General features: G+C 68.7%; 19 protein-coding genes. 8 read left to right on the top strand and 11 right to left on the bottom strand.

From position 1 onward, the window contains the following. Window positions 1-151 precede the first annotated feature (151 nt). The gene (locus ACZ6Z4_RS15825) at window positions 152-1,522 is read left to right on the top strand and encodes an FAD-binding oxidoreductase (protein WP_465563558.1); all 1,371 of its coding nucleotides are present in this window, start codon (window positions 152-154) and stop codon (window positions 1,520-1,522) included. Here the strand turns inward: ACZ6Z4_RS15825 and ACZ6Z4_RS15820 are convergent. The 5 genes from ACZ6Z4_RS15820 to ACZ6Z4_RS15800 all read right to left on the bottom strand — a co-directional run bounded on the left by ACZ6Z4_RS15820 (window position 1,519) and on the right by ACZ6Z4_RS15800 (window position 4,627). After that, window positions 1,519-2,193 carry a class I SAM-dependent methyltransferase gene (locus ACZ6Z4_RS15820; RefSeq protein ID WP_465563555.1) on the bottom strand — a complete coding sequence of 225 codons (675 nt, stop codon included), beginning with the start codon at window positions 2,191-2,193 and terminating at the stop codon, window positions 1,519-1,521. The two genes, ACZ6Z4_RS15825 and ACZ6Z4_RS15820, sit on opposite strands and share 4 nt — an antisense overlap. Window positions 2,194-2,296: 103 nt before the next feature. Further along, the gene (locus ACZ6Z4_RS15815; protein WP_465563552.1) at window positions 2,297-2,782 is read right to left on the bottom strand and encodes a hypothetical protein; all 486 of its coding nucleotides are present in this window, start codon (window positions 2,780-2,782) and stop codon (window positions 2,297-2,299) included. Then, a complete protein-coding gene (locus ACZ6Z4_RS15810) occupies window positions 2,779-3,321 on the bottom strand; it encodes a hypothetical protein (protein WP_465563549.1) in 543 nt (180 codons plus the stop codon). Before ACZ6Z4_RS15810 ends, ACZ6Z4_RS15815 begins: the two co-directional genes overlap by 4 nt. Before the next feature lie 182 nt (window positions 3,322-3,503). Next, window positions 3,504-4,043, bottom strand: coding sequence for a dihydrofolate reductase family protein (locus ACZ6Z4_RS15805; protein WP_465563546.1), 540 nt, complete (start codon window positions 4,041-4,043; stop codon window positions 3,504-3,506). Between the two features lie 14 nt (window positions 4,044-4,057). Then, window positions 4,058-4,627: an NADPH-dependent FMN reductase gene (locus tag ACZ6Z4_RS15800; protein ID WP_465563543.1), complete on the bottom strand. Its 570-nt coding sequence runs from the start codon at window positions 4,625-4,627 to the stop codon at window positions 4,058-4,060. A gap of 128 nt (window positions 4,628-4,755) precedes the next feature. Here ACZ6Z4_RS15800 and ACZ6Z4_RS15795 point away from each other — a divergent pair, with 128 nt between their 5' ends. Continuing rightward, window positions 4,756-7,782 carry an ATP-binding protein gene (locus ACZ6Z4_RS15795; protein WP_465563540.1) on the top strand — a complete coding sequence of 1,009 codons (3,027 nt, stop codon included), beginning with the start codon at window positions 4,756-4,758 and terminating at the stop codon, window positions 7,780-7,782. On the opposite strand, the gene ACZ6Z4_RS15790 is transcribed toward ACZ6Z4_RS15795, so the two are convergent. Together ACZ6Z4_RS15790 and ACZ6Z4_RS15785 are read right to left on the bottom strand one after the other, a co-directional pair. Continuing rightward, window positions 7,771-8,688, bottom strand: a complete 918-nt coding sequence (locus ACZ6Z4_RS15790) for a PLP-dependent cysteine synthase family protein (RefSeq protein ID WP_465563537.1) — start codon at window positions 8,686-8,688, stop codon at window positions 7,771-7,773. The two genes, ACZ6Z4_RS15795 and ACZ6Z4_RS15790, sit on opposite strands and share 12 nt — an antisense overlap. Window positions 8,689-8,692: 4 nt before the next feature. After that, complete coding sequence (locus ACZ6Z4_RS15785; protein WP_465563534.1) at window positions 8,693-9,124, bottom strand: MarR family winged helix-turn-helix transcriptional regulator; 432 nt, start codon at window positions 9,122-9,124, stop codon at window positions 8,693-8,695. A 93-nt stretch (window positions 9,125-9,217) separates the two neighbouring features. Between ACZ6Z4_RS15785 and ACZ6Z4_RS15780 the strand changes: the two genes are divergently transcribed. Continuing rightward, window positions 9,218-10,816 carry an LLM class flavin-dependent oxidoreductase gene (locus ACZ6Z4_RS15780; RefSeq protein ID WP_465563531.1) on the top strand — a complete coding sequence of 533 codons (1,599 nt, stop codon included), beginning with the start codon at window positions 9,218-9,220 and terminating at the stop codon, window positions 10,814-10,816. Window positions 10,817-10,837: 21 nt separating this feature from the next. Here the strand turns inward: ACZ6Z4_RS15780 and ACZ6Z4_RS15775 are convergent, their stop codons facing one another. Next, complete coding sequence (locus tag ACZ6Z4_RS15775; protein ID WP_363668246.1) at window positions 10,838-11,464, bottom strand: DUF6308 family protein; 627 nt, start codon at window positions 11,462-11,464, stop codon at window positions 10,838-10,840. Window positions 11,465-11,765: 301 nt separating this feature from the next. Here ACZ6Z4_RS15775 and ACZ6Z4_RS15770 point away from each other — a divergent pair, with 301 nt between their 5' ends. The 5 genes from ACZ6Z4_RS15770 to ACZ6Z4_RS15750 all read left to right on the top strand — a co-directional run bounded on the left by ACZ6Z4_RS15770 (window position 11,766) and on the right by ACZ6Z4_RS15750 (window position 14,401). Next, window positions 11,766-11,978, top strand: coding sequence for a hypothetical protein (locus tag ACZ6Z4_RS15770; RefSeq protein ID WP_465563526.1), 213 nt, complete (start codon window positions 11,766-11,768; stop codon window positions 11,976-11,978). A gap of 82 nt (window positions 11,979-12,060) precedes the next feature. Beyond that, a complete protein-coding gene (locus ACZ6Z4_RS15765; protein ID WP_465563523.1) occupies window positions 12,061-12,441 on the top strand; it encodes a hypothetical protein in 381 nt (126 codons plus the stop codon). Window positions 12,442-12,772: 331 nt separating this feature from the next. Then, on the top strand, window positions 12,773-13,561 hold the full coding sequence (locus ACZ6Z4_RS15760; protein WP_465563520.1) for a hypothetical protein: 789 nt from the start codon (window positions 12,773-12,775) through the stop codon (window positions 13,559-13,561). Between the two features lie 26 nt (window positions 13,562-13,587). Continuing rightward, window positions 13,588-13,932: a hypothetical protein gene (locus ACZ6Z4_RS15755; RefSeq protein ID WP_465563517.1), complete on the top strand. Its 345-nt coding sequence runs from the start codon at window positions 13,588-13,590 to the stop codon at window positions 13,930-13,932. 112 nt (window positions 13,933-14,044) lie between these two features. Next, the gene (locus ACZ6Z4_RS15750) at window positions 14,045-14,401 is read left to right on the top strand and encodes a hypothetical protein (protein ID WP_465563514.1); all 357 of its coding nucleotides are present in this window, start codon (window positions 14,045-14,047) and stop codon (window positions 14,399-14,401) included. A gap of 568 nt (window positions 14,402-14,969) precedes the next feature. Here the strand turns inward: ACZ6Z4_RS15750 and ACZ6Z4_RS15745 are convergent. From ACZ6Z4_RS15745 to ACZ6Z4_RS15735, 3 genes are all read right to left on the bottom strand, one after another. Next, window positions 14,970-15,593, bottom strand: coding sequence for a LysE/ArgO family amino acid transporter (locus tag ACZ6Z4_RS15745; RefSeq protein ID WP_465563511.1), 624 nt, complete (start codon window positions 15,591-15,593; stop codon window positions 14,970-14,972). Between the two features lie 255 nt (window positions 15,594-15,848). Next, window positions 15,849-20,210: a UvrD-helicase domain-containing protein gene (locus ACZ6Z4_RS15740; protein ID WP_465563508.1), complete on the bottom strand. Its 4,362-nt coding sequence runs from the start codon at window positions 20,208-20,210 to the stop codon at window positions 15,849-15,851. An 84-nt stretch (window positions 20,211-20,294) separates the two neighbouring features. Further along, window positions 20,295-23,390, bottom strand: coding sequence for a PD-(D/E)XK nuclease family protein (locus ACZ6Z4_RS15735; protein WP_465563501.1), 3,096 nt, complete (start codon window positions 23,388-23,390; stop codon window positions 20,295-20,297). Between the last annotated feature and the right edge of the window lie 98 nt (window positions 23,391-23,488).

The raw sequence follows: 23,488 nt of genomic DNA, 5'->3' as shown, positions 1-23,488 counted from the left end.
TCGGCTGCGGGATTGATTTCGGGAGCCCGCGGCGGGAAGGTCGAAGGACAGGGGTTGAGGTCCGGCACTGCTCTTCGGGGGCTGCCGGTCGGGGCGGGTGGCTGGGGGATCGGCCGGGGACGTGTGAGGCCCGTACGGCTGTGGAGGAGTCATGGGCGAGTACACGATCGAGGACCTGCGGGAGCGGACCCGCGGCGCGGTGATCGCGGCCGGCGATCCGGCGTACGACGAGGCGCGCAAGGTCTACAACGCGATGATCGACAGGCACCCACGCGTGGTGGTGCGGTGCGAGAACGCGGGCGACGTGATGGCGACCGTCGCGTTCGCGCGGGAGAACGGGCTGGAGCTGGCGGTCCGGGGTGGTTCGCACAGCGTGCCGGGCTTCGGGACGGTCGACGACGGCGTGGTCTGCGACCTTGGCGCGATGCGGGCGGTGCGGGTCGATCCGGTCACGCGGACGGCGCGAGCACTTGGCGGGGCGACCTGGGGTGACTTCAATGCCGCCACGCATGCGTTCGGGTTGGCGACGACCGGCGGGATCATCTCGACCACCGGCGTCGGCGGGCTGACGCTCGGCGGCGGGATCGGCTACCTGGCGCGCGGCCTCGGGCTGTCCTGCGACAACCTGATCTCGGCCGACGTGGTGACCGCGGACGGCCGGTTCCTGATCGCCAGCGAGAAGGAGCACGAGGACCTGTTCTGGGCGCTGCGTGGCGGCGGTGGCAATTTCGGCGTCGTGACCGCGCTGGAGTTCCGGCTGGAACCGGTCGATCAGGTGTACGGCGGCCCGATGCTGTTCGAGATGTCCGACGCGGCCGCGGTGGTAGCCGGATTCCGTGACCTGATCAAGGACGCGCCAGAGGCGCTCGGCGGGTTCCCGGCGTTCCAGCTGGCGCCGCCGCTGCCGTTCATCCCCGAGGACCGGCACGGCGAGCCTTTCTGCCTGATCGTCGGCTGCTGGGCCGGCGACCTGAGCGAGGGGGAGGCGAGAATCGCCCGCTTCCGCGAGTTCGCGCCAGTGGTCGCCGAGCACGTCGGCCCGATGCCGTACCCGGCGCTGAACGCGGCCTTCGACGGGCTGGTCCCGCCCGGCCTGCAGCACTACTGGAAGGCGAACTTCGTCACCGAGCTGACCGACGAGGCGATCCAGGCGCACCTGCGGCACGCGCCCGGCCTGCCGGCGGTGAACTCGACCGTGCACATCTACCCGATCGACGGCGCGTGCCACCGCGTCCCGGCCGACGCGACGGCGTTCGCGTACCGGGACGCGAACTTCGCGACGGTGATCGCGGGGATGTGGCCGGACCCGGCGCAGAACGACGCGAACGTCGAGTGGGTGCGCTCGTACTACGACGACGTCGCGCCGCACTCGGAGTCCGGCGGCTACATCAACTTCATGGCCGACGACGACCAGGGCCGGATCGCCGACAACTACAAGGACAACTACGCGCGGCTGGTCGACGTGAAGCGGGCCTACGACCCGGACAACGTCTTCCACCTGAACCAGAACATCGCGCCCTAGGGCGCGTCCCAGATCATCGCGTGGGCGTTGCCGACCCGGGTGAAAGTGGCGTCGGGGAACGCTTCGGCGTACAGCTTCTCGAACTGCTCCCGGCTCAGGTAGCGGTCGCTGACGCGGTGGTCGAGCCAGGGACCGGTCGACAACCGGAAGATCTCCCAGGCCTCGCGGGCGCCGCGGCGGACGAGGTTGCGCAGCACCTTGCGCACCTCGTTGCCGTAGAGGCGCCAGCGGGGGTTGGCCGTGCGCGGCGAGACGGTGTCGACGAGCACCACCCGGCCGCCGGGGTTGGTCGCGGCCTTGATCCGGGAGAGCGCTCCCTCGAGATCAGTGACGTGGTGGAGGGTGGCGACGCTGAGGACGAAGTCGTAGCGGCCGTCGACGTCGGAGAGATCGCTCTCCAGGTAGGAGATGTTGCCGCGGGCCCGTTTCCGGCGGGCCAGCCGGATCATGGCGCCGGACAGGTCGTAAGCGTCCACGCGATCGAAGCGCGCAGCGAGGAGGATGCTGTGCCGGCCGGCGCCGCAGCCGAGCTCGAGCGCGTTCGCCGTACGGCGTACGTCGCCGAGCACCGACGGCAGCCAGCCGCCGACCGGGTCGTCGGTCAGCTCCGCGAGGCGGTCGTAGCGCTCGGCCAGCCGGTTGAACGACTGGGCCTCTTCCCAGGTCAGCATGCGTCTCCTTGTCACAGAAAGGAGATGCCTGCGGCGCCGGAATCGTTGGCACGCCCCGGGAACGGATCGTGGACTCCGTTCCCGGGGCGTTGCTGGTGCGGCTCTAGAGTGCGAGGAGGCGCTGGAAGAACGCGCGGTACTTCTGCAGCGCGCCGCGCAGATCCTCGGTCGACGGCTCACCGTCGGACCACTGCCGCTCGAGCTCCTGGTGCTGCTCGTCGAAGGTCGCCGAGAGGCGCTTGAGCAGGTCGTCGACGAGCTTGTCGGCGTCGCTGACCGCTTGCCGCGGGTCGTCGACGAAACCCTGCTGGATGACCTCCCAGCGGGAGCGGAAGTCGACCGCGGCGTCGTCGGCGACGAGTGGTCCGTCGGTCGAGGTCGAGGCGACGGGCTGCTCCGGCGTCCGTTCTGCTGCTTGCCCTACGGCTTGCTCATCGGTGGGACGGTCGGAGAAGTCGGCCTCGGTGAGGTCGGCGGTGCGCTCGGTCGTGGGGTCGGCGGTGCGCTCGTCCGTCAGGTCGGCGGTGCGGTCGTCCGTGGGGTCCTCGGGGCGCTCGTCGCGGCGCTCGTCCGGGCGGTTCTCGGTCATGCCTGCTCCTTGGAGTTGTCGTGGTCGGTCAGCAGCGCGTCGACCAACTGCCGGTACGCCGTGACCGCCTGCCGCAGTTCCTCGGTGTCGGCCTCGCCGCGGTCCCGCGCGACGGCGACCCGGTGCGCGGCGCGGTAGTGCTCGGCGACCTCGGGGTGGTCGACCGAGATGTCGTTCACCCGCTGGTCGAACTCGTCGACCGGGTACCCGGCCTCGCGCATCATCCGCAGCACCAGCCGGTCGGCCTCCTCGACGGCCTGCCCGGGCTCGTCCACGAACCCGGCCTGGACCGTGTTCCACTCGGCGCGGTAGCGCTCGGCGGCCGCACCGGTCAACGGCTGGACGTCGAGCTTGGCCACCCGGCGTTCGCGTCCGCGCAGGTCACGCTCGGCGGCGCGCTTGTCGCCGGACTCCTCGACCGCGTGGTCGTACTCGGGCCCGAACCTGTTCTGCAGCTGCCCGGACCGTTGGCGCTGGTAGAACAGCAGCGCCGCGCCGGCCAGGACGACGACCAGCACCACGATGACGATGATCTCCATCAAACCCTCCAGTAGGGACGCGCCACCACGTCCCCAACCGGAACAGCAGGGGACCGATGGCTCCGGACCGCTTCCGCGGTCCGTCCAGCTCCCCGTGCACTCTTCTCGGTACCCACGCCCTGGAAGGTGAAGCGCGTCAGCCGGCCGCCGACGGTGCGTCGGTGACCGGCTGCGACGGGTGATCAGGCCTTCGGGGCCAGCTTGTGGACGACGATGCCGGACTTGAAGGTGGTGGTGTCGAGCAGCTCCAGGTGGGTCGCGGCCAGGTCCTGCCCCTGGAACATGTGCTCGCCCTGGGCGACCACCGGGAAGATCCAGAAGTGGTACTCGTCGACGAGCTTGTTCTCCAGCAGCGTCCGGGAGAACTCGCCGGTGCCGAACTTCAGCAGGTCGCCGCCCTCGCCTTCCTTGACCTTGCGGACCGCTTCGGCGGTGTCGCCCTGCAGCAGCTCGGCGTTCCAGGTCGTCTCGGTCAGCGTCCGGGAGGCGACGTACTTCGGCATCGAGTTGAACTTGTCGGTGTACGGGTCACCGCTGCGGGCCGACCAGGCCTCGGCGAAGGACTCGTAGGTCTCCCGGCCGAGCAGCAGCGCCTCGGTGTTCTCCATCAGCTTCATGCTGTAGCCGGAGTGGTCGTCGTCCCAGTACGGCGCGCTCCACAGGTGCGGGTCGGAGATGACGCCGTTGAGGGAGACGAAGGTGCTCTCGACGATCTTGCGCATGGTGGTGGTTCCTCTCAGGGTTGGTACGGCGTGTGGAGGCGGGCCGTGCGGAGTGCGGCGGCCCACCAGACGAGCTGGTCGAGCGTGGTCTTGACGGCGTGCTCGTAGCCTGACCCCGGGCGGGGCCAACTACCGTCGGCGGCGAACTGCTCCCAGTAGCAGGGCAGGGCCACGGTGTTGCGGATGGCGACAGCGTGCAGCTCGGTGAAGACCTGCCGCAGTTGCGCGGCGGCGTACAGGCCACCGGTCTCGCGGCCGTAGCTGACGATGGCGACCGGCTTGGCGTGCCACTCCTCGTAGTACCAGTCCAGTGCCGTCTTCAGCGGTGCCGGGAAGCTGCTGTTGTACTCCGGCGTCACCACCACGAAGGCGTCCGCGGCAGCGAGCCGGGGAGCCAGTACTGCGACCTCGGCGGGCGTCGGCTCGTCGGTGTCGGTCAGTACCGCCGGCAGCTGGGTGGCGGCCAGGTCGATCAGGTCGATGGTGAGCTCTGCTCGCTTGGCTGCCTGGTCGGCGAACCAGTGGGCCACGGTGGGGCCGAAGCGTCCGTTCCGGGTGCTGGCGACGATCACTGCGAGTCTCATGTCCACCTCCTGCGTGCTGGCTTCCTGCTGTCCCTTGCTGCTTCGTGCTGTTGAGGAGGACTCTGCCGGAGGGGGTTTACGGTTTCTTTCCGGTCCGTTGCGGACGGCCCGAAATGTAGGGTGCGGCCATGCGATTCGGGGTGCTGGGGCCGGTGGCGGCGTGGACCGACAGTGGCGAACCGGTCACTGTGCCCGGCCTGAAGGTGCGGGCGCTGCTGGCCGACCTGCTGCTGCACGAGGGCCGACCGGTGCCGGCGGACCGGTTGCTGGACGACCTGTGGGGCGACGACCTGCCCGGCAACCCGTCCGGCACGCTGTCGGCGAAGGTGTCGCAGCTGCGCCGAGCGTTCGAGGACGCGGAGCCCGGTGCGCGGGCACTGGTGGTCTCTGGTCCGGCGGGCTACTCGCTGAAGGTCGACAGCGCGACGTACGACGCGCTGCAGTTCGCGGCGTACCTGGAGCAGGGGCGGCTGGAGGAGGCGCTGGCGCTGTGGCGCGGACCGGCGTACGCCGACTTCGCTGACGACGGCTTCGTGTCAGCAGCTGTGGCGCGGCTGAGCGAGCTGCGGCTGGGGGCTCAGGAGTCTTGTTGTATTGACGTCAGCGTGCTGGCCTCGCTGGTGGCTGAGCATCCGTTGCGGGAGAAGCTGAGAGCCGCGCACATCAAGGCGCTGTACCAGGCTGGTCGGCAGAGCGAGGCACTGGAGAGCTACGAGCAGCTGCGGGTGCTGCTGGCGGAGGAGCTCGGGCTGGACCCGAGTCCGGAGCTGGTTGCGCTGCAGCAGTCGGTGCTGACGCAGGACCTGCCGCGGCGTCGCAACAACCTGCCGGCGCAGCTGACGTCGCTGATCGGCCGGGACGAAGCGCTGGTCGAGATCGACCGGCGGCTGTCGGAGGACCGGCTGCTGACGCTCACCGGCCCGGGTGGGGTCGGCAAGACGCGGCTGGCGATCGCTGCGGCGACTGCTGCGGCTGGGCGGTTCCGCGACGGGGTGACGTTCGTGGAGCTGGCCGGTATCGCGTCGGACGCGCTGGATATCAGCGGGTCGCTGACCGACGCGCTGCAGGTTGCGCTGGATCTTCGGGACACGGGTGGGGTCGACGCCGTGGACCACTTGGCCGGCGTACTGGGGGAGCGGTTGCTGGTGCTCGACAACTGCGAGCACGTGATCGGTGAGGTTGCTGCGCTGACTGATCGGTTGCTGGCGTCTGCGCCGTCGCTGCGGGTGCTGGCGACCAGCCGGGAGCCGTTGGGGCTCACTGGTGAGGCCGTGTGGAACGTGCCGACGCTGGCGGTTCCTGAGCCGGGAGCTGCTGTTGAGGAGTCCACTGCTGTGCAGCTCTTTGTGGCAAGGGCTTCTGCGGCGGACCGTGCTTTCCAGCTCTCCTCCGAGAACGCATCGGCGGTCGCTGTGCTGTGCCGGCGGCTCGACGGGATTCCGCTGGCGCTGGAGCTGGCGGCGACGCGGGTGCGGGCGCTGGGCGTTGCTGGGCTCGTGGCTCGGCTCGACGACCGGTTCCGGTTGCTGGCGACCGGGCATCGCGGTGCGGCGCCGCGGCAGCAGACGCTGATGGCGATGATCGACTGGTCGTGGGAGCTGCTGAGCCCTGAGGAGCAGGTGGTGCTGCGGCGCCTTGCTGTGCACGCTGACGGCTGTACGCCGGAGGCGGCCGAGGCGGTCTGCGGGGGCGACGTGCTCGACGTACTGGTTCGACTGGTCGACAGGTCGCTCGTCGTACCGGTGGCTGGTGCTGATGGGATGCGCTACCGGTTGCTGGAGTCAGTGGCGGCGTACTGCGTGGACAAGCTGCACAAGGCCGGCGAGTACGAGTCGATGCGGGCGCTGCATCGGCAGTACTACGTGGAGTTCGCTGCTGTCGCGTCTGCTGGTTTGTACGGCGCTGAGCAGGGTCTGTGGCTGCAGCGACTGGATGACGAGTCCGGGAACCTGCGGAGCACGCTGGACGGGGCTGTTGCTGCTGGGGATGACTTGCTGGCTCAGCGGTTGGTGTCGTCGCTTGGCTGGTACTGGTTCCTGCGGGGGCGCTTCACTGAGGCGCGGCGGTCGATCGAGGCGGTGCCGGAGACAGCTGAGCTGACGGCGTGGCTGGCGGGTTACCTGTATCTGCAGGGCGACAAGGAGGCTTTCGCCGTACGGGACCGGTGTCTGGCGGAGGTCGGGCCGCGGTCGGTGCTGTGGATGGCCTTGCACTGCAGCGATTTCGGCGACCTGCCGCAGGCGCTGGCGATGCTGGAGCAGTGTCTGGCTGACTTCACCGCGTCTGGTGATCGGTGGGGGACTGCTGCGGTACTGGCTGCGCGGGCGAAGCATGCGCACGTTGCTGACGACCTGACGGCGCTGCAGAAGGATGCTGCGGAGAGTGCTCGGCTGTTCCGGGCGCTGGGCGATCGGTGGGGGCTGCTGCAGGCGACCAGCTGGCTGGGGGCGCACGCGGAGCTGGTGGGGGACTTCCGCGGTGCCGTGCGGTTGCACACCGAGGGGCTGCGGATGGCGGAGGAGCTGGGGCTCTGGCCGGACGTTGCGGGGGAGTACGGGTGGCTGGGGTGGACCGCAGTGCGGGAGGGCGACTACGCGCAGGCGGCGGCGTACGGGGAGCAGGCGTTCCAGCTGGCGATGGAGCAGGGCAACCGGCCGCTGGAGTCACTCGGTGCGCTGGTGCTGGGGTTTGCTGCTCGGCGTAGCGGTGATCTGGTCGCTGCCGAGGAGAGGTTGCAGGCGCTGATTGACGAGGCGCGGCGGCAGGACGAGCCGGTGCTGTACCTGTCGATCGTGCTGGATGAGCTGGGGTTCCTGATGGAGGTGCGCGGGGAGCTGGCGCGAGCTCGTGCGCTGCACGCGGAGGCCTACGAGCTGTCGGCGGAGCAGCAGTCGCGTCGGGCGATGTGTTGGTCCCTGGAGGGCATCGCGGGGACGCTGGTGCCGGGCACTCCCTCCGTCGCGGCACGTCTGCTCGGCGCGATCGCCGCAGCGCGGGCGGCCGACGGAGGCCCTCCGGCCACGCCGGCCGAGGAGGCTGACGGGCGGCGCATCATCCTGGCGACGCAGTCCGCGCTGGGTTCGCAGTACGCCGAGGCGTTCGAGGCGGGTCGGTTGCTGACGCTGGAAGAGGCCTACGCGCTCTCAGGCGTATAGGTCTCCGTTGAGGTACTTGAGCCCGGTGTCGGCGGCTACGGTCACGACTGTCTTGTCGGGCGGCAGTTCGGCGGCCAGCTGGATCGCACCGAGGATGTTGAGGGCTGACGACGTACCGGCGAAGACGCCGTCGCGCTGAGCGAGTAGCTTCACCAGCTGGCGCGCCTCGGCCTCGTCGACCGCGCGGGCTTCGTCGTACGCGGTGCTGGTGAGTAGCGGCGGGACGATGCCGGTGGCGAGGCCCTCGACGCGGTGCGGGCCGCCGTACCCGCTGGTGAGGATCGGGGAGCTTGCCGGCTCTAGTGCGACGAGTCGGCCGGTGCTGGAGCGGATGGTCTGGCCTACGCCGACCAGCAGGCCGCCGGTGCCGACGCCGGCGGTGAAGACGTCGATGCTGGGCAGCTCGGCGAGCAGCTCCTCGCCGAGCACGCTGTAGCCGCGCAGCGCGTCGGTGTTGTTGAACTGGTCGGTCCAGAAGGCGTTGTCGCGTTCGATGACGCGGTCCACCTCTGCGCGCATCCGGACGAACAGGTCGGGGGTGATCTTGCCCTGCTCGCTCGGTACGACGATCAGGTCGGCGCCGAACGCGCGGATCGTGCGCAGCTTCTCCTCGGCGAACGCGTCCGACGACACGACGGTCAGCGGGTAGCCCTTGACCGCGCAGACGAACGCCAGCGACGAGCCGGTGCTGCCGCCGCTGAACTCGACGACGCGCTGGCCCGGTTGGAGGGTGCCTTTTGTTTCGGCACCCTCGATCATGGCCAGCGCCATCCGGTCCTTGTAGCTGCCGGTCGGGTTGCCGCCCTCGAGCTTGACCAGGACCTGCGCGACGCCTTCGGGCACGGTGTTGCTCAGACGGACCAGGGGAGTCGCTCCGATCGCCTGGAGCGCGGAGTGCAGGATCATCTGGTCAGTCTGCGAAGACAGCGGGGGCGTCGGCAACTATTCGCCGCAACGTCCCGGTGAACTGGTCCCGCTCCGCCGCGGGGAGTTCAGTGAGGAGCTGCTCCAGCTTCTTGGTCAGCTCGTCGTGGAACCGCTGGAGGGCGTCCATGCCTTCGTTCGTCAGCACGACCTTCACCGCGCGCCGGTCTTGCGCGTCCGGCCGGCGTACGACGAGACCGCGGTGCTCGGCGCGATCGACCAGGCCGGTGAGGCTCGAGCGCTCGACGCCGAGCGTGGCGGACAGCTCGGCCATGCCGGTCGGGCGGTTGCCGAGGGAGCAGAGCATCTGCGCCTGGGCGGTGGTCAGGTCGCAGCCGCGGCCCACCTCGGCGTACAGGGTGTGCACGAGGTGGGTGAGGCGGACCAGGCTGCTCGCGGTGCTCAGCGTCTCGTCCATGGTGGTGCTCCCTGACTTGTGATTGTTCGTGGTGCGAAGTAATTTGTTCGTCAGGACAATAGTACGTGGTACGAACTAGTTGTGGGAGTGGACGTGGATTACGGGCACGAGCTGGTCTTCGGAACGTTCCTGACACCGGCGATCGATCAGGTCGACCGCGTGATCGCCCTCGCCCAGCTGACCGAACAGGCCGGCCTCGACCTGGTCACGCTGCAGGACCACCCGTACCAGCCTCGGCTGGCGGACGCCTGGACGCTGCTGAGCGTGATCGCCGCCCAGACCCGAACCGTGCGCGTCGCGACCAACGTCGCGAACCTCCCGCTGCGGCACCCGGTCGTTCTCGCCCGCAGTGTCGCGTCCCTCGACCTGATCTCCGGCGGTCGCGTCGAGCTCGGCCTGGGGGCAGGCGGCTTCCGCGAGGCCGTCGCCGCGAACGGCGGCCCGTCGTTGACCGCCGGCCAGAGCATCGCCGCCCTGGAGGAGGCGCTGGCGATCATCCGCGAGGTCTGGAAGCCCGAGGGCGGCGGCATCCGCCTGCCCGGCAAGCACTACTCGCTGACCGGCGCCAAGCGCGGCCCCGCGCCCGCTCACCCCGTCGAGATCTGGCTGGGCGCCTACAAGCCCCGCATGCTCGCCCTCACCGGCCGCCTGGCCGACGGCTGGCTCCCCTCCAGCGGCTACGTGGGCCCCGAGGCCCTTGCTGCTTTGAACAAGCAGATCGACGAAGCCGCTGTCGCCGCCGGCCGAAACCCGTCAGCCATCCGCCGCCTCTACAACCTCTCCGGCACCTTCGCGGGGTCCGGCGGCTTCCTCCAGGGGCCTGAGTCGTTGTGGATCGACCAGCTGACCGAGCTGACGCTGTCGGAGGGCATGAGCACGTACATCCTCGCCTCCGACAACCCCGACGACATCCGCCGCTTCGCTGAGGTAGCCGAGGGCGTGAAGGAGTCGGTGAGCGCAGCGCGCGCCGCCTCGCTCTCCGCTCAGACGCCCGCCCGCTCCGCCGCGGCGAACGCCGCCGGCCCGGGCGACGCCACTCCTGTTGAAGACAGTACCGCCGGCTCCGCCATGTCGGTCTCCTCGCCGACCTCAGCCAACTTCCCCGTCGTACCGACCCCTCCGCCAACGTCGCGGCGAAGTGCAGTACAGGTCTGGGACGAGTCCGCGCGCCCCACCGGACCAGCGCTTGACCCCGAGCGCACCTACACGCCGTACCAGCTCTCCTCCGGTGAGCACCTCATCCAGGTCCACGACCACCTGCGAGCCGAGCTCGAACAGATCCACGACCTGGTCGACCAGGTAGCAGCCGGTCAGCTAGGCGTCGGCGCCGCCCGCTCCCACATCAACACCATGACCATGCGCCAGAACAACTGGACCCTCGGCACCTACTGCGAGTCCTACTGCCGCCTCGTCACCACGCACCACTCCATCGAGGACGCCTCGCTCTTCCCGAGACTGCGCCGTGCCGACGACCGCCTCAAACCAGTCGTCGACCGCCTCCAGGAGGAGCACCTCGTCATCCACGACGTCCTCGAGAACGTCGACAAGGCGCTGGTGAACCTGGTCTCCGGCGAAGGCACTCTGGATGACCTCCGCGCCGCCGTCGACCTGCTCGACGACACCCTGCTGTCCCACCTGTCCTACGAGGAGCGCGAGCTCGTCGAACCGCTGGCCCGCCTCGGCGTCATGTAGTGCACCAGTACGCCGTACCGCCTACTTAGCCTCACCCAGCAGCGACGCGAGGATGTCCAGCAACCGCAACGTCGGCGCCTCCGAAAGCACCTTGGCCGCCGAAGTAGCCGGCTCAGCGATCAACCGCACCTGCAGCGCCTTGAAGTCCCGCACGTTCGCCGGGTGCACCAGATCCCGGTGCACCGCCGCCAGGAACTCCGCCCCCGCGGAAGCATCGCTGTACGTCATCCGGATGAAGCTGTCGCTGACCGGGAAGAGATAAGGCCGCTTCAGGTGCAGCAGCTTCGCCTTCTTCGCGTGCCCGAACCCACGGTGCCCCGAGAACTTCTCGTCCAGCGCGATCGCGGCATCGAACAGCTCCGACCCCGGCGCCGCATCCTCCAGCTTCGCGTCCACCGGAATCGCCGCGAACTCCTTGTCCGCGTCCACCTCCAGCAACCACGGGATGTCCAGCGCGCGCAGGTCCGACCCGATCACCATCGTCCGCGCGAGATCCTCCAGCGTCACCTTGTCCGGCTCCGACCCACCGACCGTGGTCAGCCCCGGAAGCCCGTCGTAGTACCGCAGCACCGCGCCGTTGGACTCACAGTAGATCCGCAACTGCGCGATCGCCTCGTCCACGACGATCTTCCGACTACCGATGTTCATGAGCCACACCCTCACACTCTTGGTGGCGAACCCGCCAGCCGGATTGGGCGATCCGACCGGGAATCCGATCAAATCCGGATGCGGTGCATCGTAGGGGAAAGCACCCCCGCCCCGCCCACAGGGTGACGTCCACCTCCATCCACAGCCCACATCTCCCACCCCCGTAACCCGCAGCAATCCCCGTAAACTCTCCGTGACCAGATTCCCGGCGATCGGAGAGAGCCATGCGGACGCCTCATCGCGCGACCTGTCTCCTTCTTGCGCTCCCGCTCATGAGCAGAAACCCCAGCCAGTGCCGACGATGAGTTGGGACGAGGTCATCGCCGGATTGCAAGTCCTGACGACGGCGGTCGAGGAGCGTCTGACCGCGGACGAGTTGCAGATGATCCGCCGACTCCTCGACGCCGGTGAACCGGATATCGCCTTCGAAGCCTTGTGCGACAACTCGGCGAAGACGACGCCGAGCTCTCACCCCAGTCGGCGACCCAGATCCAGGCCCTCGGAAGAGCCGTGACCCGAGACCCGACCTGTGGCAGGTACTACGAGTTGCCCCGACTGACGCCGACCATCGTGAGAGTCAAGCCCTGGAGATGACGATGAAGCTCATCCGGATCGGCTACTGGGCCGATGGTGACGACAACACCTGGCCGGACGTCCGCGGTTTCGTCGATCCGCGCTGGGGGGAAGACGACCGTCTGGACGCGATCCACTACCTGCGCCGGGGTGTTGTCGTCCACGCTTACCTCGGCCTGTCGAGGTGCCGAATCTGCGACCAGCTCAACGGCTCACTCGAACTCAGCGACCTCGTCTACATCTGGCCCGAAGGACTGGCGCACTACGTCGCCGAACACGACGTGAAGCTCCCCGCCGAGTTCATGCACCACATTCAGACCCGAACCGACCTGATGGACGACGTCGAGATCGACGACACCTGGTGGCGCGGGTTATCCACAGGTCGTGAAACATCTGAAGCGTGACGGTGCGCACTCGCCATAAGCTCTCTGTGACATCCCGTCGAGGCTTTGTGGAGGTTGTCGAAATGGACTGCAGCTCGGTCGCGGCAATGCGTGTTGCTCGCCAGTCGCAGCAATCGCTGTCAATTGCTGCGCTGACAACGACTTCACCCAGCTTGATGCCTCAGGCCCGGAAGTACTCGACCCGCCCTCGCCGCTCGCCGAGCTGCTGTGGCGTTGACTCCACTGATTCGGTCAGTCGGCCGAGCACCCGGACCACGCGGGGCTTGAGGCGTTCAGTCGGCGACTTGCACCTCGCGTTCGCAATCGAGGCGTCCGTCTGGTGGTGGGCCCGATGCTGAGGCGTGAGGAGGAACTCCGCCGGCTGCTGAGCAGCGAGATCTCTCCGTTGACCGGAAAGAACGACATCCTGCAAGGCATTGGCGTGCAGATCGCAGTGGATGTCGTCGACAGCGCATCCACCCTCGCCCGGTGCCGCGAAGTGTTGAGCGTCGTCCTCCGCTTCGGTGAAGACGACTGGCCGAGCCTCGAAGAGTGGGCGGTCGAGCTACCACGCTGGTTCGTCAACTCCTGCGCACCCGAATCGACTCCGGAAGAAACCGAGCGCCGCTTGGAATGGTGGCACTCGCTCACCCCAGAAGAGCAACGCGACGTCGACGAGGGCCCGTGGGAGCTCTCCGGCTGGATCGAGTGGCTCCGCCCGAGCCGGCGTACTTGGTACTGGCTCGGCGCTTCGACCCCGGACAGCCACACCCTGAACGTCTCGCTGGACACCCCAGGCGCTCCATCGCCAACAGGCGCCCTCGAATGGCTCCTTGAAGCTGCGGCGCTCTTCGAATGCCCCGTCTGCGGCGAGAACCAGCTCGAGGTGAAGCCGTACGAGATCTGGCCGCCACCTGCAGGCCTGGTGATGCACCCTCCGTACCAGGTGCATCTCGGCCGTCCGTCGTACGAGGTGTGCCCGCGATGCGCCTTCGAGTTCGGCAACGACGACGACCCCGGAACCGCGGCGCCGTTGACCTTCGACCAGTACCGCGCCGAGTGGGAAGGAAAGGGCAGCCCATGGTTCGAGGCCCGCGCCCCGAGGGAACAACACCGCCCACGCGAGAGCCCATCACTCTGAGGCTCATCGGCTACTGGCAGGGCCCGATGGCGCAAGGCTGGCCCGACGTCCACGACTTCGTCGACCCGGACTGGGACCGCGAGGAACGCGAAGCCGTCGGAGAGTATCTGACGACCGGAGTCGTCTTTCGCGGCTTCGGTGGAGTCTCCACCTGCCGCTTCTGCGAAGCGACGAACGGCGCGCTGGAATTGACGGATGGCCAGTGGTACTGGCCGGACGGACTGCAGAACTACGTCACAGCCCACAACGTTCGCTTGCCGGAAGCCTTCGTGAGTCATGTGCTCACGAGGCTGGATCAAATCGAGGATGTCAACAGAGACGTCGACTGGTGGAGATCTCAGCCGCCGACGAATCGCTCCGGTGACTCGTGAGCGTCGCCGTTGTCGACACCGAGGTCGAAGCGCGCTGGTCGCCGATCCGCGGTCTTTTCGTCCGACGCCAGCTTCCTGCGCCAACTGGGTACTTCCATCTAAGGAGTCGCCGATGAAGCTGATCCGAATCGGCTACTGGGGCGACGGCAACGACGCGTGGCCTGACGTCCGCTCATTCGTCGACCCGACTTGGGACGAGGACGAACGGGACGTCACCGCGGTCTACCTGCGCCACGGACTGGTTGCCCGGGCTTACTTGGGCCCGGCAACTTGTCGGATGTGTGGTCAGCGGAACGGATCGGTCGAGTTGACCGACTTCGTCTACATCTGGCCGCAGGGGCTTAGCCATTACCTGATCGAGCACGAGGTCCGGCTCCCTGGCGTGTTCGTCGAGCACGTCAGGAAGCAAGGGGCGAAGCTCGACGACTACGAGATGGACGACTCCTGGTGGCGGAACGATCAGCGCTGAATACCGCATTACTCGCGCGCCGGCGTGACGTCGACCGCGGCCATCCTCACCCGCGAGCGCGAGATCAAGTAGCAGATCCTCGCCACCGCCCCCGACGAGCCCCAATGCAGCCCGAGCGCCCGCGGCTGCCGGCGTGCCTGTGCACGAGTCCGTGCTCTGGGGATGCCGTCCGGTAGTGGCGGCAGAATCGTCACAGGACGCCGACGTTGCGGTCGCCGCCCGACTCCGTCCGTGTGCCCCTATCCCGGTGGACGCTGCATTGTCGGGCACGGCACCGCTCTGCGGTGACCTACCGTCGTGGAGGGGGACGACGCAACGCTTGGCTGCCACGCGGCGACTGTGTTCGCGTTGCGGACGAGAGAAGACGCGGGCGGCCGGCGCCCCGCTGGACGAGGTGCTGCGTACGGGCTAGATGCCTGCGGGTACACCTGAGCCCGTCGGATGGCGACACCGGCCGAGGGTGGGCGTGCTTCGACTCCCGTGATCGTCGGCCGGTGTGCCGAAGAGATCGTTGCATCACTTTGATCGTCTGTGTTGCTCGCCGAGTCCCGCGCGGCCAACTGTGTCGTCAGGTGATGAGGATTCGTAGTGCTAGGGCAGTGATCACCGCGCTCGAGGTCAGTGCTGTCACGAGGCGGGCCTTGGGGGTGGTGAGCATGCGGCCCAGGAGGGCGCCGCTGGTGGAGAGGAGGAGTTGCCAGGTGGTGGAGGCGATGAATGCCGCGGTGATGAAGATGGCTTGGTGGGGTTGAGTGGGGGTTGTGGAGTCTTGGGCGCCTAGGACCAGGGCTGTGAAGTAGAGGATTGTGGTGGGGTTGAGGAGGGTCATGCCGAGGAACGTGAAGTAGGCGCTGAGTGGCGTGGGTGGGGGTGGGATGGGTTTCGTGGTGTGGATTCGGCGGTGGTGGGTGATGGCTGTGGTGGCGCCTCGGGTGGCTAGGGCCAGGAGCACTGCTACCGAGATCCACTTGAGGGGTGTGGTGATGGGGGCCAGGGCGGGGGCTATGGCTGAGCCGCCGATGGTGGCGATGAGGGCGTAGAGGCCGTCGGCGGTGGCTACGCCGAGGGCTGCTGCGGCACCAACCTTGAGCGTCGTACGGGCGGTGAGGGCTACGAGGTAGGTGCCGATGGCGCCTACGGGGATGGCGATGCCGTAGCCGGCGATGAGGCCCGCGACGAGCGCGGTGATCACGTGCGGGAGGTGATCGCTCCCAGCGGTCGGCCGGTCTGCTGCTTGGCCGCCACCGAACGATCGGTGGAAGGCAGCAGCGGGTGGGCTTTGGTCGTGGTCATGTACTGATCGTCGGACTGTGGGCGGTCGGCGGCATGTGAATTACGAGCCCCGAGAACGCGCTGGCCGAGGGTGTGAGGTGCGCGGCCTGGGCACGGGAAGCTTGACGTCGTCGACCTGGACGCTCGCTGGTTATTGGTTGCTTCGGGCAAGTGGTTAGAGGTAGTGGGCGTGGGACTTGGTGGGGGTCAGGAAGAGGAGCGTTGCTTTTGCCTTGGTGGGGAGCATGGTGGTGTAGGCCTGGAGTTGCGGGGTGTAGTGGGCGATGCGGGCTTCGAGGGCTGCGGCGGGGATGGCGTCGGTTTTGTAGTCGACGATCATCAGGGTGCCGTCGTCCTCGCGGTACAGGAGATCGATGAAGCCTTCGAGGATGGTGCCGTCGGGCTGGGGGATGCCTACGAAGGATTCGCGCCAGTGGTCGCGGGAGGCGGCTCTTTGGACGATCTCGGAGGTCAGGGCTGAGCGGACCAGGGCTTGGACCACGTCGGCGTACTCGACGATGCCTTCGGCCAGGCATTGGGAGTGGACTGCTGGTTCGAGGCCGGCTGAGGTTTTGAGGTCGATGACCTGGAGGACGGCGTGGACGGCTCGGCCGATTGCTGTGCCGTAACGGCCTTTGGACCAGGGTGGGAGGTCTATGTCGCGGGCTGCTTTGGCCGTGCCTGGGTCGGTTTGATGGAGGGCTACTTCTGGGGTGGTTCCTTCCAGGCCGGAGGGGCTGTGGGTGGAACGGCGGCGGCTGGCGGCGCGGGATTCGGTGATGCGGGATTGCCACTCGGCTCGGTTGAGGGGTGGGGAGATTGTTGGGGAGGCCGATGGACTGGGGGTTGGTTGAGAGGTTCCGTCGGCGGAGGCGGAGGCGGAGGCGGAGGCGGAGGCGGAGGCGGGAGCGGCGGCTCCGGCTCCTGCTCCGGCCGCCGCTGGGGTGGACGCTGCGGCTTGGGCTGGGGTGGACGCACCGGTCCCGGCTGGGGTGGACGTACCGGCTCTGGCTGGGATGGACGCTCCGGCTCCGGCTGGGATGGACGCTCCGGCTCCGCCTGCGGCTGGGGTTTCGGTTGGTGGGGTGTGGGCGGTTGCTGGAATGGGGGTGGCTGGGGACGGGGGGAGGTGGCGGAGGTTCGGGACCTCCAGGGCGTTGGCTGCGGTGAGGAGTTCGGCGTTGCTGGAGTGGCGGCGGGTGTTGGAGCGGTGGAGGGAGACGACGAGGTGGTCGCGGGCTCGGGTGGCGGCTACGTAGAGGAGGCGGCGGCGTTCGTACTCGTCCATTTGTTCGTCGACCGGTTGGACCAGGTCGAAGTCTTCGGTCTGGACTGAGGACTTTAGTTTCACCGCGTAGCCGCCGGCTTGGGGCCAGAGGACCTGGACGCCTCGTTGGCGGTTGGGGGAGGCGGTCATGCCGCTGAGGATGACGATGGGGAACTCGAGGCCTTTGGCGGCGTGGATGGTCATCACGCGGACTGCGTCGGCGTCGGTTTCGGGGAGGACTGCTTCGGCTACGCGGGAGGTCTCTTCGCCTTGGTGGGCGGCCCAGGCCAGGTAGGCGCGGAGGCCGCCGTGCTGGACCTCGGACCAGGCGCGGGCTTGGTCGACGACGAAGCGGATGCGGCGCCAGGTGTCGCGGGCCCTTGGGCCGGTTGCGGCGACTTCGAGGATTCGGCGGTCGGCGACGATCTTGGCGAGGACCTCGCTGGGGGTGAGCCAGCGGGAGGCGTAGTAGGTCTTGCGGAGCCAGTCCATGGCTTCGGCTACTGGGTGGGTGAGGAGGTTGTCCGGTGTCTTCGCGGTGAGGGTGAAGGTGCCGCCGTTGTGCTTCCAGGTGAAGAGGTCGTCGTCTCCGCAGGCGAAGAGGGGGGAGCGGAGGGTGGTCACCAGAGACAGTTGGTCGCTGGGGTCGCCGAGGGCGCGGGCGCAGGCGAGGAGGTCGCGGATCTCGGCGGTTTGGTAGACGAGAGAGCTGGCTTCGGCTCGGTACGGAATGTCGGCTTTGTCGAGGGCGTCTTCGAGGAAGGGGAGGGAGGTGCGGGCGGGGACGAGGATGGCGATGTCGGCTGCTGTTGCTGGGCGCCAGGTCTTTGTGTTCTCGTCGTGGACTGTCCAGTTTTCTTGCAGGGCTTGGGTGATGACGTGGGCGACGTCTGCCGCTTCGCGTTCGCGGAGGGTGGAGGCTTGGGCGCGGGGGAGGTCGTTGTGGGGGGTGGCGCCGAGGATTGTGACTGCTGGGCCGTTGGTCGATTGGGGCGTGGGTGGGTTGTCGGTGGGGGTCCAGCCGGGGATGGCTGTGGCGGCGGTGAAGGCGGGTTTGTCGGTGGGTGATGGGACGACGGTGAGGTGGCGGCGGATGTGGGTGACGGTGGCTAGGGGATGGTCGTCGTCTGGTGGTGCTTGTTCGTCGGTGTCGCTGTCGGTGAAGAGGGAGAGTTGGTCGCCGGCGGCTGGGATGGTGGGGATGTGGCCGGTGGGGTTGGCCGGGGTTGCGGTCGCGGCGGCCGAGGAAAGGCGAGGTGGGGGTGGGGTGGTGGGTTCGGGGTCGGCCGGGGGTGGGCTGGTCTCGCTACGAGGCGGGTTGATCGCGTCGTCGGTGGTTGAGGTGGTGGGGATGCGGCCGCTGAGGTCGCTGGGGGTTGAGGTCGCGGCGGCCGGTGGAAAGACTGGAGGGGATTGGGTGGGGAGGTTTGGCGGGGAGGTCGGGGCGTCCGGGGACATGGCGGTGTCCGGGGACGTGGGGGCGTCCGGGGTGGTCGGGCTGGCGTCGCTGCGGGGCGGGTTGGTCGGGTCGTTGGTGGTTGAGGTGGTGGGGATGCGGCCGGTGAGGTTCGCGGGGGTTGAGGTCGCGGCGGCCGGTGGAGAGGCAGGCGGTTCTGTGGAGGTGTTGGGCGGGGGCGTGGGGTCGCCCGGGGGCGTGGGGGAGTCGGATGTGGCGGTGCCCGAAGAGGTGGGGGTGTCTGGGGATCTGGTGGTGCCCGAGGAGGTGGGGGTGTCTGAGGATGTGGTGGCGCCCGGGGAGGTGGGGGTGCCTGGGGACGTGGTGGCACCCGGGGAGGTGGGAGCCTCTGGGGACGTGGGGGCGTCTAGAGAGGTGGCGGTATACAGGGAGGTGGAGGCGAGCTGGAGTGTGGGTGGGATGGGGCGGTGGGGGGTTAGGGGGTGGTAGGTGGGTTGGGCTTCGGGGGCGGGGGTTATGAGGGTGGTGAAGACGGTGTTGATCCAGGTGAGGATGGGGGTGAGGGTGCGGAAGTTGGTGGTGAGCGTGACTGTTTCGCCCAGGAGGGACTGGGCGGTGAGGTAGGTGGCGATGTTGGCTCGGCGGAAGCGGTAGATGGATTGCTTGGGGTCGCCTACTACGAAGAGGGAGCCTTCGGGGATTTGGATGTCTTGCCAGTTTTCTGAGGTTGCTGCGGCGCCGGCGGCTATGCGGACGGCCAGTTCTATCTGGATGGGGTCGGTGTCTTGGAACTCGTCGAGGAGGAGGCGGTGGTAGCGGGATTGGAGGGTGGAGCGGACTGCAGGGTTTTGGCGGAGGAGGTTGCGGGAGAGGACGAGGAGGTCGTGGAATTCGAGGCGGCCTTCGGATCGGCGGTGTTCGGCGGACTCGAGGACTCGTTCGGCGATCCAGTGAGAAAGGTGCCTTAGGCAAGCGTCTAGGAGGAGCTCGACGAGGGAGCCGGCGACCTCTACGACTTCGGTGCAGTCGGAGCGGGTGTGGGTGATGTCGGGCCAGTTCTCTTTGCGGCCGGTTTTGCCGATCTTCAGGGTGCGGAGGGCCTGGAGGACGGCTAGTTGGGTTTCGGCGTCGGTGGCGGCGGCAAGCATGAGGCCCAGGTCGCGGATGCGGTGGAGTTTGGGGAGGAGGCGGTCGTCGTCGGAGCGGCAGTCGGTGGCGGCGGCGCCGATCTTGGCTGCGGCGGCGATCAGGCCGGTGAGGTCGGGCATGGCGACGAGCTCGGGTGGGTCGACGAGGACTCGGTCGGTGATCAGGTCCCAGTCGTTGCCGAAGAGGCGGGCCAGGGAGCGGAGGTGTTTGAGCTCCACGCCGACGGCCATGGCGAGCAGCAAGGGCTCGGCGATGGTGTCGTCGTCGAGGAGTTGTTGCTGGAGCTCGGACCAGCGTTCTTCGAAGGCGACCGAGGAGCCGACCTCGTCGAGGACCTCGATCAGGGGTGGGAGGCCGGCCTCGATCGGGTGGGCGAGCAGGATCTGCTGGGCGAACGAGTGCAGGGTGCCGATCGAGGCGGAGTCGAGGTCGTCGAGAGCCTCGTCTGCGCGCTCCCGGTCCGCGGTTTTGCGGGCCTTCTCGAATTCGACGCGGAGGCGGTCGCGCAGCTCGGCACCGGCCTTCTCGGTGAAGGTGACGGCGGCGATGGTGCGCAGCGGTACTCCGTCGCGCAGGACCAGGGTGATCACGCGTTCGACCAGGGCGTGGGTCTTGCCGGAGCCGGCACCGGCTTCCACGAAGAGCGTGGTGCCGGTGTCGGTGCGGATCTGCTCGCGGGCGTCCGCGTCGAGCAACTCCGTCATCGGATCCTCTTCCGTGCAAGGGGCCGCGTACCGGAGTTGCGGCGGGCCACGGTCAGCGACACAGAGGCCTTAGCGTCGAGCAGTTCAGTCATCGAGGCTCAGCTCCTCGAAGGTCGGCAGGGCGGTGGGATCGATCAGCCGCACGAGGCGCTCCAGGGTCGGGTCGAAGCGTTTGCGGTCGTAGCGGGCGCGGGCTTCGCTGTGGCCGATGCCGTCGGGATTGCAGTAGGGACACTGGGTCCAGAGGAAGTCGGGGATCTCGGGAGCCTTGGCGGGGAAGTGGCCGGCGGCGATTGAGGAGACGATCACGTCGAGGGTGTGCACGTAGCGGTCGGCGACCTCGGCGGTCAGCGGGACCGGGATCCGGCGGCCGCCCTTGCGGACGAACCAGTACGACGCCTCGACAGGTGTCGACTCCTCACCGAGCCGGGCGCGGGCGGCGTACGCGTAGACCGGGAGCTGCAGCTTGGTTCCGGCGGCGACCGGATCAGCCTCGATCGCTTCGTACCGGGAGAAGCCGCCGGTCTTCACGTCGGTGACGTAGATCGTGCCGTCCTTGCCGAGGTCGACCTTGTCGGCCGAGCCGCGGAGCAGGACGCGGCCGGACGGGATCGGGATCTCGACCGGTGATTCACCGTCGAGGCCGAAGCGGAGCTCACTGGCGACCACCGAGGCGTTGTGCTCGGCGCGCCAGTGATCGTCGTCGTCGAGCAGCACCAGCAAGTCGCCGAGGATGCGCAGGCGTTCGCGCTGCCACAGGCGGGGATGGCCGGTCAGGCCCTCGGCCTCGAAGCGGTCGGCGAAGTCGGCGCCGATCGCGAGCAGCAGCGATCGTTGCTCGGCGGTCCAGGGCTCGCCGTACCCGGGGAGCGAGCCCGCGAGGCGGCTGACGAAGGCGTCCAGGCTGTTGTGGATGAGGTTGCCGATCTGGACCGGTGAAATCACGAGCAGGTCCTCGGGCGCCTCCAGCGGCTCGACCTGGAGGAGCCGCTCGACGAAGTACGCGTGCGGGCAGGTCGCGTACGACTCCAGCGAGGTCGGTGAGGCGACCCGGTCCTCGAGCGCGTAGTCGGGGAGGCCGTCGACGCCGGACAGGTTGCCGTCGAAGCGGGTGAAGGTGTCGCCGGCGCGGGCCCGGAGCAACGACCGGGCGCCGTCCACCACGCTGTCCGACAGGTTCAGCCCAGCCGTCGCGGCGCGGACCTGCCAGTCCTGCTCGGTGGCCGGCATCCTTGCCGTGGTCAACGATCCCGCGTACGACGCGGAGGTCAGCAGGCGGTCGCCGTACGACGTCTGGTCCCAGAGCGTGGCGGCCAGGGCGTGGTCGCCGCTGAGATCGCGCAGCGTGCCGAGCAGCCAGCGGGTCGGCAGGCGACGGCTCGATCGACGGAGGTCGCCGCGCGGGAACGACGCAACAACCCGCGCCGATCCGGCCGAGAACGCGGCGAGAAGATGCCGCTGCTTCTCGTCGAGACGATCGCGCGCCGAGGCCAGCTCGGGCGCGGCCGCTTCGCGGACGTGGTGGGGGAGCAGGGCGTCCTCGTGCAGGCGGCCCGGGTAGAGGTCTTCGGCGAGGCCGACCACGTAGACGACGTCGACCGACAGGCCCACGGCGGCCGAGAGCGGAGCCACCAGTACGCCGGTGCCGAACGTCCCGATCCGAGGCAGGGACTGCTGCAGCTCCAGATCCAGTACGTCGCGTAGCACGCTCAGGCTGGCCGGCGTACCCAGTTCGTCGAGCGTCGACAGCCCGCGCAGCGATCCCTCGACCGCGACCGCCGCGTACTGCTCCTCGACCGGCAGCGTCGCGTAGTCGCCGAGCAGGTCGTGGAAGAGCCGCAGCACCACCTCCGACAACTGCGTCCAGCTCTCCATCACCGCGGCGGCGCCCAGCCTGCGGCGCAGCTCGACGGCGAAGGTGTGCAGGCGATGCGCGTGCGACGCGTTGTACTGCGCGCGGCGGATCACCGCGGGGCGTGGATCGTCGGTGAGCTGCTCCTGCTCGGCGGTCCGTCGCTCGGCCTCGGCGTACCGGCCGAGGCGCCGCTCCCAGTCGTCGCCGAGGACCACGCCGGCGACGCGTGAGAGCCGCTCCCACTGCGGCACCGGGATCCGCTCGCCGGTGAAGTCACGGGTCGGAGCGTTGGCCAGTGCGCGGAACAGGTCGGCGCGCGGGAGGTCGCGGTCGACCAGCGCGAGGACCTCCAGCAGCGTCCGTGCCAGGGCGCGCTCGTGCACCGGGCGGGTGCCGGGACCGTTGGCGGTGATCTTGGCCGCTGCGAGGTGCTCGTGCAGCAGCCGGGCGTACGGCGAAGCCGCGGTGTACAGCACGGCGACGCGATGCGCGGGCGTTTTCTCGAGCACGGTGACGAGATCCCTGATAACGCAGCGAACCTCGTCGTCGGCGTCCGACGCGTTGAGCACCTCGGTCGCGACCGGGTAGTTCTTCGAGATCGAGGGCGGCAGGTCGATCCCGATCCGCTCCAGCGATCGGCGGACCGCGCGGTCGGCTCGGCGGACGTCGGTCAGCCCGACGACGACGGTGAGATCGGCGGCGGCGATCCCGAGCGAGGCGAAGAACGAAGCCTCGGCCTGGCTCAGCTCCTGCGGTAGGTACAGCACCAGGGAACCGAGCTCGGCGACGACGGCCGGTTCGGCCTCGGCACGGGCTGCGGCGGCCCGGAGCAGGTCGGTCTCGTCGTACCAGTCGCTGCTGAGCTCGTCGCGGACCGTGCGGTGCAGGCGGATCAGCGACGGGCCGAGACCGGAGGCGGCCGAGACCTTATCCAGCGCGGGATCGCTGAGGTCGCGCAGCTCTCGGTGCGCTGCAGCAAGCGCTTGGATGGTGGACGGGTGGTCGGCGACCTCCTCGAAGATGCCTGCTGCCCTGGACAGGGCGGTTCGCCAGGTCGCGGCGACGATCGGCCGGGTCGCCGGTCGTCGAGGCGCCAGTAGACCGGCCGCCAGCTGCTCGGCGAGTCGGGACAGTGTCGCCAGGTACAACGCCGCGATGCCTGTGGAGGCGAGGAATCGGCGCGCCACGACACCGGTCAGGTTGTCGGGGAGCAGCAGCGTGACTGGCTTCATCGGGTCGTCGGCCTTCAGCCGCGCGACGACCTCGGACAGCCGCTCCAGCGCGGCCGCGCCGTACGACGTGGTCTCGATCCGGGTCCCGCTCACTGTGCCCCCGATCCTGTTTCCGTTGTCCAGAAAGACGTTAAACCCTGCTACGGACAATCTTTCCAAGGCGGTACGGCCCGGCCCAGGACCTCAACCGG

Source organism: Kribbella sp. NPDC104740, from assembly GCF_055583505.1.
The sequence above is the reverse complement of the archived record's forward strand: the minus strand, read 5'-3'. Positions and strand labels throughout refer to the sequence as shown.

Bases quoted from the DNA above. Each gene is read 5' to 3' on its own strand.
- ACZ6Z4_RS15825 (WP_465563558.1), top strand. From the start codon at position 152: ATGGGCGAGTACACGATCGAGGACCTGCGGGAGCGGACCCGCGGCGCG.
- ACZ6Z4_RS15820 (WP_465563555.1), bottom strand. From the start codon at position 2,193: ATGCTGACCTGGGAAGAGGCCCAGTCGTTCAACCGGCTGGCCGAGCGC.
- ACZ6Z4_RS15815 (WP_465563552.1), bottom strand. From the start codon at position 2,782: ATGACCGAGAACCGCCCGGACGAGCGCCGCGACGAGCGCCCCGAGGAC.
- ACZ6Z4_RS15810 (WP_465563549.1), bottom strand. From the start codon at position 3,321: ATGGAGATCATCGTCATCGTGGTGCTGGTCGTCGTCCTGGCCGGCGCG.
- ACZ6Z4_RS15805 (WP_465563546.1), bottom strand. From the start codon at position 4,043: ATGCGCAAGATCGTCGAGAGCACCTTCGTCTCCCTCAACGGCGTCATC.
- ACZ6Z4_RS15800 (WP_465563543.1), bottom strand. From the start codon at position 4,627: ATGAGACTCGCAGTGATCGTCGCCAGCACCCGGAACGGACGCTTCGGC.
- ACZ6Z4_RS15795 (WP_465563540.1), top strand. From the start codon at position 4,756: ATGCGATTCGGGGTGCTGGGGCCGGTGGCGGCGTGGACCGACAGTGGC.
- ACZ6Z4_RS15790 (WP_465563537.1), bottom strand. From the start codon at position 8,688: ATGATCCTGCACTCCGCGCTCCAGGCGATCGGAGCGACTCCCCTGGTC.
- ACZ6Z4_RS15785 (WP_465563534.1), bottom strand. From the start codon at position 9,124: ATGGACGAGACGCTGAGCACCGCGAGCAGCCTGGTCCGCCTCACCCAC.
- ACZ6Z4_RS15775 (WP_363668246.1), bottom strand. From the start codon at position 11,464: ATGAACATCGGTAGTCGGAAGATCGTCGTGGACGAGGCGATCGCGCAG.
- ACZ6Z4_RS15770 (WP_465563526.1), top strand. From the start codon at position 11,766: ATGAGTTGGGACGAGGTCATCGCCGGATTGCAAGTCCTGACGACGGCG.
- ACZ6Z4_RS15765 (WP_465563523.1), top strand. From the start codon at position 12,061: ATGAAGCTCATCCGGATCGGCTACTGGGCCGATGGTGACGACAACACC.
- ACZ6Z4_RS15760 (WP_465563520.1), top strand. From the start codon at position 12,773: ATGCTGAGGCGTGAGGAGGAACTCCGCCGGCTGCTGAGCAGCGAGATC.
- ACZ6Z4_RS15755 (WP_465563517.1), top strand. From the start codon at position 13,588: ATGGCGCAAGGCTGGCCCGACGTCCACGACTTCGTCGACCCGGACTGG.
- ACZ6Z4_RS15750 (WP_465563514.1), top strand. From the start codon at position 14,045: ATGAAGCTGATCCGAATCGGCTACTGGGGCGACGGCAACGACGCGTGG.
- ACZ6Z4_RS15740 (WP_465563508.1), bottom strand. From the start codon at position 20,210: ATGACGGAGTTGCTCGACGCGGACGCCCGCGAGCAGATCCGCACCGAC.